This is a genomic window from Hafnia alvei, from assembly GCF_964063325.1.
In the GTDB taxonomy this organism is placed as follows: Bacteria; Pseudomonadota; Gammaproteobacteria; order Enterobacterales; family Enterobacteriaceae; genus Hafnia; species Hafnia alvei_B.
This window is the reverse complement of the sequence record NZ_OZ061315.1, coordinates 4,064,679-4,079,463: the sequence shown is the minus strand read 5'-3', so window position 1 is coordinate 4,079,463 and position 14,785 is coordinate 4,064,679. Positions and strand designations below refer to the sequence as shown.

Annotated in this window: 17 protein-coding genes; 9 read left to right on the top strand and 8 right to left on the bottom strand. The window is 49.4% G+C overall.

Going from position 1 to position 14,785, the window contains the following annotated elements; all coding sequences use genetic code 11:
- Nucleotides 1-2: 2 nt before the first annotated feature.
- From lptA to AB3Y96_RS19035, 5 genes are all read right to left on the bottom strand, one after another.
- Entirely contained in the window at nt 3-632 is a 630-nt protein-coding gene (lptA, locus tag AB3Y96_RS19055; protein ID WP_367299956.1) for a lipopolysaccharide ABC transporter substrate-binding protein LptA, read from the bottom strand.
- A complete protein-coding gene (gene lptC / locus AB3Y96_RS19050; RefSeq protein ID WP_072308516.1) occupies nt 601-1,179 on the bottom strand; it encodes an LPS export ABC transporter periplasmic protein LptC in 579 nt (192 codons plus the stop codon). Before lptC ends, lptA begins: the two co-directional genes overlap by 32 nt.
- Entirely contained in the window at nt 1,176-1,742 is a 567-nt protein-coding gene (gene kdsC, locus AB3Y96_RS19045; RefSeq protein ID WP_072308517.1) for a 3-deoxy-manno-octulosonate-8-phosphatase KdsC, read from the bottom strand. The genes lptC and kdsC overlap by 4 nt, the downstream gene beginning before the upstream one ends.
- Before the next feature lie 25 nt (nt 1,743-1,767).
- Nucleotides 1,768-2,754 (bottom strand): arabinose-5-phosphate isomerase KdsD, encoded by a 987-nt coding sequence (gene kdsD, locus AB3Y96_RS19040; protein WP_040047151.1) that lies wholly within the window; start codon nt 2,752-2,754, stop codon nt 1,768-1,770.
- Nucleotides 2,755-2,829: 75 nt separating this feature from the next.
- Nucleotides 2,830-3,813, bottom strand: coding sequence for a calcium/sodium antiporter (locus AB3Y96_RS19035; protein WP_367300346.1), 984 nt, complete (start codon nt 3,811-3,813; stop codon nt 2,830-2,832).
- 578 nt (nt 3,814-4,391) lie between these two features.
- Between AB3Y96_RS19035 and mlaF the strand changes: the two genes are divergently transcribed.
- The 7 genes from mlaF to murA all read left to right on the top strand — a co-directional run bounded on the left by mlaF (nt 4,392) and on the right by murA (nt 9,286).
- Entirely contained in the window at nt 4,392-5,222 is an 831-nt protein-coding gene (gene mlaF / locus AB3Y96_RS19030; protein ID WP_072308543.1) for a phospholipid ABC transporter ATP-binding protein MlaF, read from the top strand.
- A gap of 4 nt (nt 5,223-5,226) precedes the next feature.
- On the top strand, nt 5,227-6,009 hold the full coding sequence (gene mlaE, locus AB3Y96_RS19025; RefSeq protein WP_025801130.1) for a lipid asymmetry maintenance ABC transporter permease subunit MlaE: 783 nt from the start codon (nt 5,227-5,229) through the stop codon (nt 6,007-6,009).
- A gap of 4 nt (nt 6,010-6,013) precedes the next feature.
- Nucleotides 6,014-6,553 carry an outer membrane lipid asymmetry maintenance protein MlaD gene (gene mlaD / locus AB3Y96_RS19020; protein ID WP_367299955.1) on the top strand — a complete coding sequence of 180 codons (540 nt, stop codon included), beginning with the start codon at nt 6,014-6,016 and terminating at the stop codon, nt 6,551-6,553.
- A gap of 17 nt (nt 6,554-6,570) precedes the next feature.
- Entirely contained in the window at nt 6,571-7,212 is a 642-nt protein-coding gene (mlaC, locus tag AB3Y96_RS19015) for a phospholipid-binding protein MlaC (RefSeq protein WP_072308519.1), read from the top strand.
- Entirely contained in the window at nt 7,212-7,526 is a 315-nt protein-coding gene (gene mlaB / locus AB3Y96_RS19010; protein ID WP_072308520.1) for a lipid asymmetry maintenance protein MlaB, read from the top strand. The genes mlaC and mlaB overlap by 1 nt, the downstream gene beginning before the upstream one ends.
- A gap of 179 nt (nt 7,527-7,705) precedes the next feature.
- Nucleotides 7,706-7,960 carry a BolA family iron metabolism protein IbaG gene (gene ibaG, locus AB3Y96_RS19005; RefSeq protein WP_008815209.1) on the top strand — a complete coding sequence of 85 codons (255 nt, stop codon included), beginning with the start codon at nt 7,706-7,708 and terminating at the stop codon, nt 7,958-7,960.
- A gap of 66 nt (nt 7,961-8,026) precedes the next feature.
- Complete coding sequence (murA, locus tag AB3Y96_RS19000; protein ID WP_040047153.1) at nt 8,027-9,286, top strand: UDP-N-acetylglucosamine 1-carboxyvinyltransferase; 1,260 nt, start codon at nt 8,027-8,029, stop codon at nt 9,284-9,286.
- Between the two features lie 79 nt (nt 9,287-9,365).
- Here the strand turns inward: murA and degS are convergent, their stop codons facing one another.
- The 3 genes from degS to zapG all read right to left on the bottom strand — a co-directional run bounded on the left by degS (nt 9,366) and on the right by zapG (nt 12,622).
- Nucleotides 9,366-10,442, bottom strand: coding sequence for an outer membrane-stress sensor serine endopeptidase DegS (degS, locus tag AB3Y96_RS18995; protein ID WP_072308522.1), 1,077 nt, complete (start codon nt 10,440-10,442; stop codon nt 9,366-9,368).
- Between the two features lie 122 nt (nt 10,443-10,564).
- Nucleotides 10,565-11,893 carry a Do family serine endopeptidase gene (locus tag AB3Y96_RS18990; protein ID WP_367300345.1) on the bottom strand — a complete coding sequence of 443 codons (1,329 nt, stop codon included), beginning with the start codon at nt 11,891-11,893 and terminating at the stop codon, nt 10,565-10,567.
- Nucleotides 11,894-12,226: 333 nt separating this feature from the next.
- On the bottom strand, nt 12,227-12,622 hold the full coding sequence (gene zapG, locus AB3Y96_RS18985) for a Z-ring associated protein ZapG (RefSeq protein ID WP_072308523.1): 396 nt from the start codon (nt 12,620-12,622) through the stop codon (nt 12,227-12,229).
- 284 nt (nt 12,623-12,906) lie between these two features.
- Here zapG and zapE point away from each other — a divergent pair, with 284 nt between their 5' ends.
- Complete coding sequence (zapE, locus tag AB3Y96_RS18980; protein ID WP_367299954.1) at nt 12,907-14,055, top strand: cell division protein ZapE; 1,149 nt, start codon at nt 12,907-12,909, stop codon at nt 14,053-14,055.
- A 291-nt stretch (nt 14,056-14,346) separates the two neighbouring features.
- The gene (gene rplM, locus AB3Y96_RS18975) at nt 14,347-14,775 is read left to right on the top strand and encodes a 50S ribosomal protein L13 (protein ID WP_004091281.1); all 429 of its coding nucleotides are present in this window, start codon (nt 14,347-14,349) and stop codon (nt 14,773-14,775) included.
- Nucleotides 14,776-14,785: the final 10 nt, after the last annotated feature.

Sequence of the window (14,785 nt, the reverse complement as noted above, 5' to 3'; positions counted from 1 at the left end):
AATTAGTTACTCTTGGTCTGTGAGGACTGACTAAACGGAGATTTACCCTGCGGCGCTGCAGGTTTGCTCTGCGGTTTCGATTTGGCTGGAGCTGCCGCCGGAGCTGCTTTGCCGCCTTTATCCTGCAACTGGGATGGGATCAGCACCGTGGTTACGCGCTTGCCTTTATCGCTAAAGGCTTCCATCTGCTGTTGTTTAACCAGATAGGTGATTTTGTCGCCTTTAATGCTGCTATCAACCTGTTTCAGGAAGGCATCGCCGGTCAGAATGACAAAGTCTTTATCCAGTTCATAACGCAGTTTCTGTCCATGACCACTCACCGGTTTGCCGTTGTCTTGCATCTGGTAGAAAGTGACGGGATTACCGTAACCTTCAACAACTTCTTTTCCTTGAGCACCGTTAGGACGGATCACCACAACTTTATCGGCGTTGATTTTGATGGTGCCCTGAGTCACGACCACATCACCGGTAAAGGTCACGGTGTTGCCTTGCATGTCCAAAGACTGCTGAGCCGAATCAATATGGATCGGTTGCTCTGTATCTCCGGTCAGTGCCAGCACAGGTGCGCTGGCTGCGATCAATGAACCGGCAATGATAAGGCTAAGGATTTTGTTGTTTGTTTTGAATTTCATAATAGGTTTTTACCTTGTCAATCAGCCTTGCGGATTTTTCCCGCATGTTCCCGCGCATCTTCAGACCATGGGAGGTGAAGTTTGACCCATAAAGAGTGACTTCATCATCAGAGCTGACGTCCTGAGTCACTAGATTTACCTGCGCATTATCGGTGGTAATCCTTTCCAATTGCGAGGTCGTCGTCAAACTGTTTACTTCAACGTTACCGTATAAATAAAGCATACGGTCATCGGTAAGTTTTGCTTTGTCAGCGCGAATAGACCAAGTCGGTTGAACGTCCTGATCGTAAGTCGTCAGCACCGGGTGGTTAAACCAACTGGTTTTATCCTCGGTGAAATGCTGAACATCTTCTGCTACCAGCTTATAGCTTAGTTTACCTGTCGGGTCATAAACCACGGTCAGAGTATGCTGGCTGCGGTAGGTCGGTTCCTGATTATTCACGGGGGTTAGCACGGTATCGGAATCATTTTCGGTGAGATTCCATCCAATTAGTGCCAATGCAATAACCGTTAATAGCAGGATGACCCAGCGTTTGGTTTTACTCATATTGATAGCCCTTTGGCCTCATCCAGCTTGTTCTGTGACTGGAGGATAAGGTCGCATAACTCACGAACTGCACCGCGCCCGCCTGCAATACGGGTAACATATTGAGCGCGCTGCAATAAAATAGGGTGCGCGTCTGCTACGGCAACAGAAAGTCCTACTTTGGCCATGACTGGCCAGTCGATCAAATCATCGCCAATGTATGCAACCTGATGAGGCTGCAAATTCAGATCGGAGAGAATTTTTTCAAAGGCAATCAGTTTATCAGATTGCCCCTGATATAGGTGTTCAATTCCCAACGTAGCCGCGCGGTCGGCGACTAATTTGGATTGACGACCGGTAATGATCGCCACATGAATGCCTTCGGTAATGAGACAGCGGATACCATAGCCATCGCGAACGTTAAACGCTTTTAGCTCTTCGCCATTGTTGCCCATGTAAATCAGACCATCAGATAGCACGCCGTCTACGTCGCAGATGACGAGACGAATATCTGCTGCACTGTCCATGATTTTACGGGCAACCGGGCCGTAACAGGTAGCGATATTCATACCTTGTTCACTCATTAATTTTTCACCTAAACGTTAAATCTTAAACCACGCCAGCGCGCAGCATATCATGCATATGAACGACGCCGATCAGTTGATCGCCATCAGCAACCAACAACGACGTGATATGACGAGCTTGCATCAGGTTTAATGCATCGACCGCTAAGGCGTTTGGACGAATACGAATTCCGCCAGATGTCATCACGTCGGCAATTTTCGCATTGTTTAAATCAACACCCAAATCAAAAATCCGGCGTAGGTCACCATCGGTGAAAATGCCTTCGATTTTCATCAAATCATCACAGATAACGGTTAACCCAAGGTTTTTGCGCGTGATCTCCAGCAGGGCATCGCGCAGTGAAGCATCACGGCTGACGTGCGGTAATTCGCTTCCGGTGTGCATGATGTCGCTGACGCGCAGCAACAATTTACGACCCAGCGCGCCGCCAGGGTGCGAAAGGGCAAAATCCTCAGCGGTGAAACCGCGCGCTTGTAGCAGGGCAACGGCGAGCGCGTCGCCCATCACCAACGTTGCGGTCGTGCTGGTGGTTGGCGCTAGCCCTAACGGACAGGCTTCCTGCGGGACTTTAACACACAGATGGATGTCTGACGCTTTACCCATTGAACTTTCAGGGTTATTTGTCATGCAGATCAGCTTAACTTTTTGGCGTTTTAGAACCGGAATTAGTGCTTGGATCTCGTGAGATTCGCCAGAGTTAGAAATCGCCAGCACGATATCGTGTGAGGTGACCATGCCAAGATCGCCGTGGCTAGCTTCGCCGGGATGCACAAAGAACGCCGGGGTTCCTGTGCTGGCGAGCGTGGCGGCAATTTTGCGGCCAATATGACCGGATTTGCCCATGCCCATCACGACAACTTTTCCCATGCAGGAAAGAATCGCCTCGCAGGCGTGGGTGAAGTCCTGATTAATATATTGATCTAGCTGTGCCAGTCCTTCGCGTTCAGTCTGAAGAACCTGCTTTCCCACATGCTGGAAATCAAATCCCGGCTGTAAATCCAAATGTGACATGTTTTTTTCTCACTCGATTCAGCGGTTTAATCGGTGGTACGTGAAATAAATCGGTACTCACCGTCTCGTACTTATTTAATACATACCCATCGGCTGATGCATGAACAGCAGCACGCCGTAGGCTACAAATCCGCAGAGCAGCAGCGCTCCGGCTGTTCGTCCAATTTTGTGCTTTCGTCTGATACACAAAGCAGTAAGCATCACGCTCACGCCAAGCATGACCCAGTAGTCGCGGCTAAAGGCGCTGGGATCGAATTGGATATCCCCCTGTGATATGAGGGCTGGAACACCAAGTACAATCAAAATATTGAAAATATTGGAGCCAATAATATTACCCAATACGATATCGTGCTCGCCTTTTATCGCTCCCGCGATGGACGTTGCGAGCTCTGGCAGGCTAGTGCCAATGGCGATAATGGTCAGGCCAATGACTAATTCACTCACGCCGAAATAACGGGCAATGACCGTTGAGTTATCAACGATTATCTTGGCCGACAGAGGCAAAATAATCAGTCCCAAGGCAATCCATAATAAAGCCACCGTATTGCTGGTATCCTTGGGAAGCTCTGCCATTTGCTCGTCGGTGAGCGGATCGTTGCTGTCGCGCATTGCCAGCCGTGCCATTTTTAACATCAGCCACATAAAAGCCGCAAAGGCGAGAATCAAAATGACGCCGTCTACGCGTGTTAGCTGATTATCATAAAGAACAAAACCGCACAGGATAGTTACGCCTAACATTAACGGCAGTTCGCGCCTGAGAATATCAGACCGAACTGAAAGTGGGCGTAATATCGCGGCACTGCCTAAAATAAGTAAGATATTCGCGATGTTTGAACCAATGACTGTGCCAACCGCGGTGTTTATTTGATTATTCATTACCGCGGTAAGGGAGACTGTCAGTTCGGGCAGGGAGGTACCTATCCCCACGATTGTCATCCCAATAATCATCGGCGGGACACCGAATGAGCGTGCTATAGCTGCGGCACCGTAAACTAAGCGGTCTGCGCCATAAACTAAAAGTATTAAACCAACGATCAACAATAGGGTGGCGAGCAGCATGCAGAGTCCTTTGTTGGGTATAATCCAGCGTTTTACAGGTTCTGTACCCGTCATACTTGAAGTTGCCTGTGTGTTGGCCGCATTCGTTTACCCGAATCACTTACACAAGTAAGCCTATCGGGATCCTCTCTCTTGCCGCCTTGATGCAACTCCAATGATTTTGGGTATAGTAAAAAACGTTAAGCGAAAAACCTATTTCCGAAGATCTGGCTTATCAAATGAGGCGGAAATTCTTGAAAATGAGCTACCGAGGCAGCGCTAAGCCATAACTATCGTGAATCTTAACAATTCTGACTGTCGGAGAGGGAAAAGTAAAACCCATGGCACCTTTAGCCAGAAAAACATGAGAATTATTTGCCAGAATGAGCCGGATAAGTCTGGTTTTAGCGTCGTAATCGCAAAATTGTTATAAATATAGCCAAAGTATTGGCGCGGTATTGGGGCAGAACGTGAGAGAATCCCGATCTTTGGAATACCGTTTGGAACGCGTGTGCTGTGAAACCTAATGCAGCTTCATGGATGAAGGCGAAAATCGCCATAAAATCAGTGCCATAAAGATGACTAAGAGAATCTTGCTCATGAATCAACAGGCAACAAATTTGGTGGAAATCAACGGCATGAGTTTTAGCCGTGGTAACCGGCAAATTTTTACCGATATTACGATGACCGTCCCGAAAGGAAAAATTACCGCCATTATGGGGCCTTCGGGGATCGGTAAAACAACGCTACTGCGTTTGATTGGCGGACAGATCCGCCCAGATAAAGGTGAAATCTGGTTTGATGGGCAAGATATCCCATCGCTTTCGCGCCATAAGCTGTTTGAAGCTCGCAAAAAAATGAGCATGCTATTTCAATCTGGCGCGCTGTTTACCGATCTGACCGTATTCGATAATGTGGCGTTTCCGCTGCGTGAACATACCCAACTGCCAGAATCGTTAATCCGCACGACGGTATTGATGAAATTAGAGGCGGTAGGGCTGCGTGGTGCCGGCAGTTTGATGCCGTCAGAGCTGTCGGGGGGGATGGCGCGCCGCGCCGCGCTAGCACGTGCTATTGCGCTCGATCCTGAAATGATTTTGTTTGATGAGCCTTTTGTTGGGCAAGATCCAATAACAATGGGTGTGTTGGTCAAATTGATTGATGAGCTAAATCACTCGCTGGGTATTACCTGCGTGGTGGTGTCGCACGACGTGCCTGAAGTACTGAGTATTGCGGATTACGCTTATATTGTGGCGGATCAGCGCGTTGTGGCTCAAGGTGGTTCAGCGGAGCTCAGCGGCAATAGCGACCCGCGAGTCCGACAGTTCCTTGACGGCATCGCGGATGGACCCGTGCCATTCCGCTATCCGGCTGGCGATTATCGCTCTGCGCTGCTTGGATTAGCCCCATTAGGATCAGGGAGTAAGTGATCTCATGCTGTTAAATGCGTTGGCGTCGTTTGGACGCCGAGGAATCAACGTCTGTGCTTCATTTGGGCGCGCAGGCTTGATGATGTTTAATGCCTTAATAGGTAAACCAGAATTTGCCAAGCAATGGCCGCTGCTGCGTAAGCAGCTGTACAGCGTTGGTGTGCAGTCTCTGCTGATCATTGTGGTTTCTGGTTTGTTTATCGGCATGGTGCTCGGTTTGCAGGGCTATCTCATCTTAACCACCTACAGCGCTGAGGCGAGTCTGGGCATGATGGTGGCGCTGTCGCTGCTACGTGAACTTGGGCCGGTTGTCACCGCGTTGCTGTTTGCGGGTCGTGCCGGTTCTGCGGTGACGGCTGAAATTGGTTTGATGAAAGCCACAGAGCAGATCTCCAGCATGGAGATGATGGCCGTCGATCCGCTGCGGCGTATCGTTGCACCACGCTTTTGGGCTGGCCTTATCAGCATGCCTTTGTTGACGGCGATTTTTGTGGCCGTTGGTATTTGGGGCGGTTCTGTGGTGGGCGTCGATTGGAAAAGCATTGATAGCGGTTTCTTCTGGTCCGCGATGCAGGGCTCGGTCGATTTCCATACGGATTTAGTCAACTGCATGATTAAGAGCGTGGTGTTTGCCATTACTATTATGTGGATTGCTTTGTTCAACGGATATGATGCGATACCCACCTCTGAAGGGATTAGTCGCGCGACCACGCGCACCGTCGTGCATTCGTCACTGGCGGTCTTGGGATTAGATTTTGTGCTGACAGCACTGATGTTTGGGAACTGATGCAATGCAAACGAAAAAAAGTGAAATTTGGGTTGGCGTATTCATGCTTATTGCGCTGTGTGCGGTGGTATTCCTGTGCTTGCAGGTGGCAAACGTTAAATCGCTGGGCAATGAGCCAACCTATCGTATCTATGCGACATTCGATAACATCGGTGGCTTGAAAGCACGTTCGCCAATCAAAATCGGCGGCGTCGTGATTGGACGCGTTGCGGATATTACCTTAGATCCTAAAACGTACCTGCCTCGCGTAGCGATGGATATCGACGAGCAATATAACCAGATCCCAGATACCAGCTCATTGGCTATTCGCACGTCAGGACTGTTGGGTGAGCAATTCTTGGCATTAAACGTGGGCTTTGAAGATCCTGAAATGGGAACGTCTATCCTTAAAGATGGCGGCATCATTCAAGACACCAAGTCGGCAATGGTATTGGAAGATTTGATTGGCCAGTTCTTATATAAGAGCGGCAACGATGACGCCAATAAGAAAGACAGCGCTTCGGATGACGCAGCTGCGCCAACTGAAGCTCCGGCAGCACATTAATTTAAGGGGATTTATTCATGTTTAAACGTATGTTAATGGTGGCACTGCTGGCGGTAGCCCCACTGGTTCCAACACTGGCAAATGCTGCCGTCGATCAGACAAACCCTTACAAGCTGATGGATGCCGCAGCTAAGCAAACGTTCGATCGTCTTAAAAACGAACAACCTAAAATCAAGCAGGACCCTAACTATCTGCGCACCATCGTACATGAAGAGCTGATGCCGTATGTGCAGGTCAAATACGCAGGCGCGCTGGTGCTGGGTCAGTATTATCGTGGTGCGACGCCTGCACAGCGTGACGCGTATTTCAAGGCGTTTCAGGCATACTTAGAACAGGCTTATGGGCAGGCTCTGGCGATGTATCATGGCCAAACCTACAACGTTGCTCCAGAGCGTGCTTTGGGCGATGCGACCATCGTGCCGATTCGCGTTACTATCATTGATCCGCAGGGGCGTCCTCCGGTTCGTCTGGATTTCCAATGGCGTAAAAACAGCCAAACGGGTAACTGGCAGGCATTCGACATGATCGCAGAAGGTGTCAGCATGATCACCACTAAACAAAATGAGTGGGCATCGATCCTGCGCCAGAACGGCGTTGACGGCTTAACCAAACAGCTGATCTCGTCTGCTCAACAGCCGATTACGCTGGACCAAAAATAATGACGCCGAATGTCCTGCAATGGCGTAGCGAAGAAGATACGCTCAAGCTGATTGGTATTCTCGATCGAGATTCACTGATGAGCTTTTGGGACGATCGCCACACGTTGCTTGAAGGTAAGAAACGTCTGGATTTAAGCGAGTTGGTGCGTGTTGATTCAGCAGGCCTTGCTATGCTGGTTCACGTGCAGAATACACCTGCTACCAGCGCTTCTCAGATTGTGATTACCGGTGTGAGCGAGCGTCTACGTACGTTGATTGCGCTCTACAATCTCAATGAGGTCCTGATCATCGATGGTGCTGAGTTAGCCTCCTAACCCAGTGCAATAATTAGGATTATTTCTAAAGCCCTCGATAACGATGCTATCGGGGGCTTTTCTTTGTTTAAGATAGAGCATATTTCCTCTAATATGGGCGGCTTAGTCCTTTTGGCTTAAAAGATCGTTTATGCCAAAACGATGTTCATATTTTTTCTTTATTCAATGATTGAGCGCCCATGGACAACAACGAAATTAAAGATGTGTTGATGAACGCATTATCCCTGCAGGAAGCCCATGTAACCGGTGACGGCAGCCACTTTCAGGTGATTGTTGTCGGCGAACAGTTTGCTGGTATGAGCCGTGTTAAAAAACAACAGACGGTGTATGCACCTCTGATGGAATACATTGCAGATAACAGAATTCACGCACTGTCGATCAAGGCTTTCACCCCTGAAGAATGGCAGCGCGATCGCAAGCTTAACGCGTTGTGATCCCAATACTCGCTATTACCGTTCGCGGTGATGGTTGTTTCAAATATTTAACTGAGATCGGTAATAATGGATAAATTTCGTGTGCAGGGGCCCACTCGCCTAAGCGGCGAGGTCACCATTTCTGGTGCAAAAAATGCAGCCCTGCCAATTCTTTTCGCCGCGCTGCTGGCGGAAGAGCCTGTAGAAATTCAAAACGTGCCGAAGTTGAAAGACATCGACACCACGATGAAACTGTTAAGCCAGTTGGGCGTGCGCGTTGAGCGTAACGGTTCTGTTCACGTCGATGCGAGTAACGTGAATGAACTGTGTGCTCCTTATGATCTGGTGAAAACCATGCGTGCCTCTATTTGGGCGCTGGGCCCGCTGGTTGCTCGCTTTGGCTATGGCCAGGTTTCTTTGCCGGGTGGTTGCGCGATTGGCGCTCGTCCCGTCGATTTGCACATCACCGGTTTAGAACAGCTGGGTGCAGAGATCAAGCTGGAAGAAGGCTATGTGAAAGCTTCCGTTGATGGTCGCTTGAAAGGCGCGCATATCGTTATGGATAAGGTGAGCGTTGGTGCCACCGTGACCATTATGAGCGCTGCTACGCTGGCTGAAGGCACAACGGTTATTGAAAACGCCGCGCGTGAGCCGGAAATCGTGGATACCGCGAACTTCCTGAACACGTTAGGGGCAAAAATCTCAGGCGCTGGTTCAGACCGTATCACCATTGAAGGTGTTGCGCGCTTGGGCGGCGGTGTTTACCGCGTGCTGCCAGACCGTATCGAAACCGGTACTTTCCTGATTGCCGCTGCGGTTACACGCGGTAAAATTATCTGCCGTAATACCCGTCCTGATACGCTGGATGCTGTTTTGGCGAAACTGCGTGAAGCGGGTGCAGATATTGAAACTGGTGAAGACTGGATCTCTTTGGATATGCACGGTGAACGTCCAAAAGCCGTTACCGTTCGTACTGCTCCGCATCCCGGTTTCCCAACCGATATGCAGGCTCAGTTCAGCTTGCTGAATCTGGTGGCTGAAGGTACCGGTGTTATTACTGAAACTATCTTCGAAAACCGTTTCATGCACATCCCTGAGCTTATCCGTATGGGCGCTCATGCTGAAATCGAAGGTAATACTGCGATTTGCTACGGCGTTGAGAAACTGTCTGGTGCGCAGGTAATGGCCACTGACCTGCGTGCGTCAGCAAGTTTGGTTATTGCTGGCTGCGTTGCGGAAGGTACCACTATCGTCGATCGTATTTACCACATCGACCGTGGCTATGACCGCATCGAGAACAAGTTAAGCGCCTTGGGCGCAAATATTGAGCGCGTAAAAGGCGAGTAATTTAGCCTACGCTTGAAAACAAAAACGCCATCTTTCGATGGCGTTTTTTTATGGCATTTTTTCGTTGCAGCGAAGGTTATCAATCGACGTTCGGAAACTCTTCGATGGTCACGCTTAGCGTCATGCGTTCACCGTTACGCATGATAATCACTGGTACTACCGTTCCAGGGCGAATTTCAGCCACCTGATCCATCGTTTCTGCCGCGCTGACCGCCGGTTTACCATCGACGTTGAGAACGATGTCGCCCGGCTGAATCCCTGCGTTAGCCGCAGGGCCATTAGCGGCCACGTCACGCACGATAATACCTTGAATACGCTCCATGGCATTGGCCTGCGGCTGATTGCGTGCAGGTGCAATTTCTCGCCCGCTCACGCCGATAAAGCCGCGAATAACGCGTCCATCGCGAATCAGCTTGGCCATGATCTTGGTAGAAAGGGCGGTTGGAATGGCAAAACCAATACCTTCGGGCGTTTCACCGTCGTTGCTTTTATCAAGCGATAGGGTATTGATCCCCACCAACTCACCCAGCGTGTTAACTAATGCACCGCCTGAGTTACCGTGGTTGATTGAGGCGTCGGTTTGCAAGAAGTTCTGATGCCCATAGGTGCTTAGCCCCACACGGCCGGTTGCGCTGATAATTCCTTGGGTTGTGGTTTGCCCAATGTTATAGGGGTTGCCGATAGCCAGTACTACGTCGCCAATGTGAGGAACGCGTTTCGGGTTGATGGTGATAACCGGCAGATTAGTCGCCTGAATTTTCAGCACGGCCAAATCGGTGAGCGTATCTGAACCGGCGAGCATAGCTTCAAAAACGCGACCGTCTTGCAGAGCGACCACGATTTGGTCTGCGCCGCTAACAACATGTTTATTGGTGAGTATATAGCCTCGGCTATCCATAATAACGCCAGAGCCTAGAGTTTTGATTGCTAAGCCATTGCTGCCCTGACCGCTATTATTCATGCTGCCGTTGTAAACGTTAACGACGGCGGGTGCAGCTCGTTTCACCGCAGAATTGTAGCTAATAGGTGCTTCTTCGAATGAGGCCGCTTTAAATAGCGAAAAAAGCCCGACCGGACGCAGTGATGGCACCGCAATCAGCAAAATGATGGCTACCACAAGCCCCAGAAAAACTGAGCGTAATATCTTAGTAAACATGAAGTTTCTGAAAGGGTAAGAAAAGATAGGCGAAGAATAACAGAGAAAATCGGGCACGGCACACGCCTATGCCCGATTTTTGTGCAGTTTTTGTTTAAATGACTCTTTTAGTGAAGTCGCATTTAGCGAATCAGTAGGTACAGGCTTTCACCGTTGCGTAATAAGTGCAACGCAATGACCGGTGGGTTTGCCGCCAGCGCCTTACGCAAAGAGGCGATATCACGAATACGTTCGCTGTTGAGACCAATGATCAGATCGCCTTTGTGCATGCCCATTTGTGCAGCAACAGAGCCTTTGGCGACGTCATCAATTTTAATTCCCGGCGTACCTTTCACATCGCCATCGCTCAGCGTTGCACCTTGAAGTGAAGGGCTGATGTTTTCTGCCTGGGTGGTGGTGACGCCGCTATTCTCCAGCGTTACCGGAATGGTTAACGGTTTACCGTTACGCAATAAACCGAGTTTTAGTACGGTACCCGGCGCGGCTGAGCCAATTTTGGCGCGCAGCTCGGCAAAGCTGCTTAGAGGATTGCCATCGAGTGCGGTAATCACGTCGCCTGCTTTAATACCGGCTTTTGCAGCAGCAGAGTTCGGCAAGACTTCGTTCACGAAGGCGCCACGCTGTGCGTCGAGTTTGAAGGCCTGAGCAAGGTCAGCCGTCATTTCTCGACCACGAATACCGAGAACGCCGCGTTTAACTTCGCCGTATTTGATCAGTTGAGCGCTTAGGCTTTGTGCCATGTTACTTGGGATCGCAAAACCAATACCGATATTCCCGCCGCCAGGTGCCAAGATTGCGGTGTTAATGCCGATCAGCTCACCGTTGAGGTTAATCAGGGCGCCACCGGAGTTACCACGGTTAATGGCAGCATCCGTTTGAATAAAGTTTTCCAGACCTTCGAGATTTAACCCGCTGCGACCCAATGCAGAAATAATGCCTGAGGTGGCTGTTTGCCCAATACCAAATGGGTTACCCACGGCAACGGCAAAATCACCCACGCGTAGTTTGTCTGAGTCTGCGATTTTTATCGCCGTCAGGTTTTTGGCGTCGGTGAGCTGAATTAGCGCGATATCCGATTGTTCGTCACGCCCAATCAGCTTGGCGGCGTATTCACGCCCATCGTTGAGCTGCACTTTGATGGTAGTCGCATTGCTGATGACGTGGTTATTGGTCAGCACATAGCCTTTGGCTGCATCAATTATGACGCCTGAACCTAAGCCTTCAAACTGACGTTCACCGCCTTTAGCCGCCGGCGTTGGTTTGGCATTTTGCATGCCTTCAACGTGGACGCTAACCACAGCTGGCAGCACTTTCTCCAACATTGGCGCTAAGCTTGGCACGCTTTGTCCAGCAACGATGGGCGGTAATGCGGCATTGGCGAACGGTGCGGATAACATTGTTAAGCCCATGCTTAAAGCAAGCGCACTGAGCAATAAAGATTTTTTCTTCATCATGGAATGTTTTCTCATGGTCTTCAAAAGGGTCAATGTGTCTTGGGCAAATTAATCCGGTGTGCTACTCAGAACGAACAGCGCGCATTAAGTTCCATATTATTCAGAATAACAAAGTGGGGATTAAGAAGAGTAATTAAAAGAGGTGACTATTATATCCGTCATAGCTCAAGTTGCAGATGCGTTAGCTGCGTTTTTTCACCCTAGTCACATAGTCAACTATGCTCCTAGGGATTCATAAACTTGCCGTCTTCCTGCAACTCGAACTATTTAGGCTATAGAAAAACAGCCACCGAATTGTGCTATACCCGTGAATTATTTTGGGTATATCTCTTATTTGTCGCGGCGCTCGGCGCGCAGTAATCCAGATGCACCATCGGAGTAATCACGTGGTGGGAACTCAACTGGAGCCTGATCGTTGTCCGCTTCGGTCAAACGGTAACGGAAAGGATTATCCTGCGGCGGCATATCTGGCAGCAGATTATTTGAGCTCTTCGCCATGTGCTGATACAGCTGGCGGTAGTCGCTCGCCATGTTATCCAGTAACTCGGCGCTGTGAGCAAAGTGGCTCACCAGTTCTTGACGATATTGCTCCAACTCGTTCTTACTCTTTTCGAGCTCGCTTTGCAGCACTTGCTGCTGGCGGAGTTTTCGGTTGCCGAAACGCATCGCTACCGCACCAATCACGATACCGACGACTAAACCAATAAGCGCATACTCCCAGGTCATGATGACTCCTATCTGTATATAGAATGTGCTTGCGTTTGCTATTTTACTTAGTAGGGATTCAACGACATATCCTACACATAAGCACACTATAACCGTTAACCTTACCTGAGTGGAATCCTGAAGGTGCATTGCTGAGAGGTTTACGGGCAAAAACAATTGCCGATACAAGACAAAAGTCACTTAACAGGCGACAATCGGTCGCTAAGCTGCACGAAAAGCAGCGTTTATGATTTTTAAAATTGTTTACAACTAATGATAAAAATTCAGTAGGGACCCTGTACCTAATGCCATCAAATCGCATAACGTCCGTAGTGACGCCAACCATGCTCTATCAACAGGCGCTCGATGCCGGAGACTACCAACCCGATGCCGTTCAGCGGCAAACCGTCGAGGCTCTAACCGCCATTCAGCAAGCGCTTATCGAGAGAGAACGGGTAACACCCTCCGTCGAAAGTCGAGGGTTGCGGGGGCGCTTGCAGAGCCTGTGGGGAAAATCTGCCGCCAAGCCGCAGGAACCGGTGCAAGGACTGTATATGTGGGGCGGCGTTGGGAGGGGCAAAACATGGCTAATGGATCTGTTTTTCCACAGCATTCCCAGCGAGCGTAAGCTGCGTTTGCATTTCCATCGCTTTATGCTGCGGGTACAAGAAGAGCTTGTCGCGCTGCAAGGGCAAGAAAACCCATTAGAAATCATTGCCGATGGTTTTAAAAATGAAGCGGATGTGCTGTGTTTTGATGAGTTTTTTGTGTCGGATATCACGGATGCTATGCTGCTAGGCACGCTGTTGCAGGCTCTATTTGCCCGTGGCATTACGCTGGTTTCTACTTCAAATATCCCTCCTGATAACCTTTATCATAATGGCTTGCAGCGCGCTCGATTTCTCCCCGCGATTGACCTGATTAAACGCTATTGCGCCGTAATGAATGTGGATGCGGGTATTGATTATCGTCTGCGCACGTTGACGCAGGCCGGGCTGTATTTTACGCCGATGACTGCCGAGACGCGGCAGAACATGGATGAAATGTTTGCCAAATTAGCAGGCAGCGTGGGGGAGATTAACCCGGTGTTAGAGATCAACCATCGGCCACTGCCTGCGCTTTGCAGCTCGGGAGGCGTATTAGCCGTCGAGTTCTCGGTTCTGTGCGAGGAGGCGCGTAGCCAGCTTGATTACATTGCGCTTTCGCGACGCTATCACACGGTCTTTTTACACCACGTGAAAAAAATGGACACGCTGAATGAAAATACGGCGCGCCGCTTCCTTGCGCTAGTGGATGAGTTTTATGAGCGTCATGTAAAACTGATCATCAGCGCGGAGCTGTCGATGTTCGAAATTTATCAGGGCGATCATTTGAAGTTTGAATATCAGCGCTGCTTGTCTCGTTTGCAGGAGATGCAAAGCGAAGATTATTTGCGCTTAGAGCATTTGCCGTAACGTTTTGTTTAAAAAACGCTCGCATCCGGTGTTGCTGTCTACCGGATGCAATCACAAAATCAATTTTAGCCCGAAAAATTATTCGATCTTTAGATTCTACTTCTCTATAATCTTGCGACCCCACGTTACAACGAAGTTTTTTTTCCCAAAAACTTTATGTGCCGGCATTGGCTATTCGAAGGGGTAGGTTTGCTGGACGATGGTCGTGTGAGCCTCTAATACATTTACTTTTTTAAACAGGTAAGCGTTTGGGTGTTCACCAACGTGTAACTTAAATTGGGTAAGCTTTTAATGAAAACTTTTACAGCTAAGCCAGAAACCGTAAAACGTGACTGGTACGTAGTTGATGCAGACGGCAAGACTCTGGGCCGTTTGGCTACTGAACTGGCTCGTCGCCTGCGTGGCAAGCATAAAGCGGAATACACTCCGCACGTTGATACTGGTGATTACATCATCGTTCTGAACGCAGAAAAAGTTGCTGTAACCGGCAACAAGCGTTCTGACAAGATTTATTACCATCACACCGGCCACATCGGTGGTATCAAACAAGCGACCTTTGAAGAGATGATTGCTCGCCATCCTGAGCGTGTCATTGAGATCGCGGTTAAAGGCATGCTGCCGAAGGGCCCGCTGGGTCGTGCTATGTACCGTAAACTGAAAGTTTACGCTGGTAACGAGCACAATCACGCGGCACAGCAACCGCAAGTTCTTGACATTTAATCGGGATTAT

Bases quoted from the DNA above. Each gene is read 5' to 3' on its own strand.
- lptA (WP_367299956.1), bottom strand. From the start codon at position 632: ATGAAATTCAAAACAAACAACAAAATCCTTAGCCTTATCATTGCCGGT.
- lptC (WP_072308516.1), bottom strand. From the start codon at position 1,179: ATGAGTAAAACCAAACGCTGGGTCATCCTGCTATTAACGGTTATTGCA.
- kdsC (WP_072308517.1), bottom strand. From the start codon at position 1,742: ATGAGTGAACAAGGTATGAATATCGCTACCTGTTACGGCCCGGTTGCC.
- kdsD (WP_040047151.1), bottom strand. From the start codon at position 2,754: ATGTCACATTTGGATTTACAGCCGGGATTTGATTTCCAGCATGTGGGA.
- AB3Y96_RS19035 (WP_367300346.1), bottom strand. From the start codon at position 3,813: ATGCTGCTCGCCACCCTATTGTTGATCGTTGGTTTAATACTTTTAGTT.
- mlaF (WP_072308543.1), top strand. From the start codon at position 4,392: ATGAATCAACAGGCAACAAATTTGGTGGAAATCAACGGCATGAGTTTT.
- mlaE (WP_025801130.1), top strand. From the start codon at position 5,227: ATGCTGTTAAATGCGTTGGCGTCGTTTGGACGCCGAGGAATCAACGTC.
- mlaD (WP_367299955.1), top strand. From the start codon at position 6,014: ATGCAAACGAAAAAAAGTGAAATTTGGGTTGGCGTATTCATGCTTATT.
- mlaC (WP_072308519.1), top strand. From the start codon at position 6,571: ATGTTTAAACGTATGTTAATGGTGGCACTGCTGGCGGTAGCCCCACTG.
- mlaB (WP_072308520.1), top strand. From the start codon at position 7,212: ATGACGCCGAATGTCCTGCAATGGCGTAGCGAAGAAGATACGCTCAAG.
- ibaG (WP_008815209.1), top strand. From the start codon at position 7,706: ATGGACAACAACGAAATTAAAGATGTGTTGATGAACGCATTATCCCTG.
- murA (WP_040047153.1), top strand. From the start codon at position 8,027: ATGGATAAATTTCGTGTGCAGGGGCCCACTCGCCTAAGCGGCGAGGTC.
- degS (WP_072308522.1), bottom strand. From the start codon at position 10,442: ATGTTTACTAAGATATTACGCTCAGTTTTTCTGGGGCTTGTGGTAGCC.
- AB3Y96_RS18990 (WP_367300345.1), bottom strand. From the start codon at position 11,893: ATGAAGAAAAAATCTTTATTGCTCAGTGCGCTTGCTTTAAGCATGGGC.
- zapG (WP_072308523.1), bottom strand. From the start codon at position 12,622: ATGACCTGGGAGTATGCGCTTATTGGTTTAGTCGTCGGTATCGTGATT.
- zapE (WP_367299954.1), top strand. From the start codon at position 12,907: ATGCCATCAAATCGCATAACGTCCGTAGTGACGCCAACCATGCTCTAT.
- rplM (WP_004091281.1), top strand. From the start codon at position 14,347: ATGAAAACTTTTACAGCTAAGCCAGAAACCGTAAAACGTGACTGGTAC.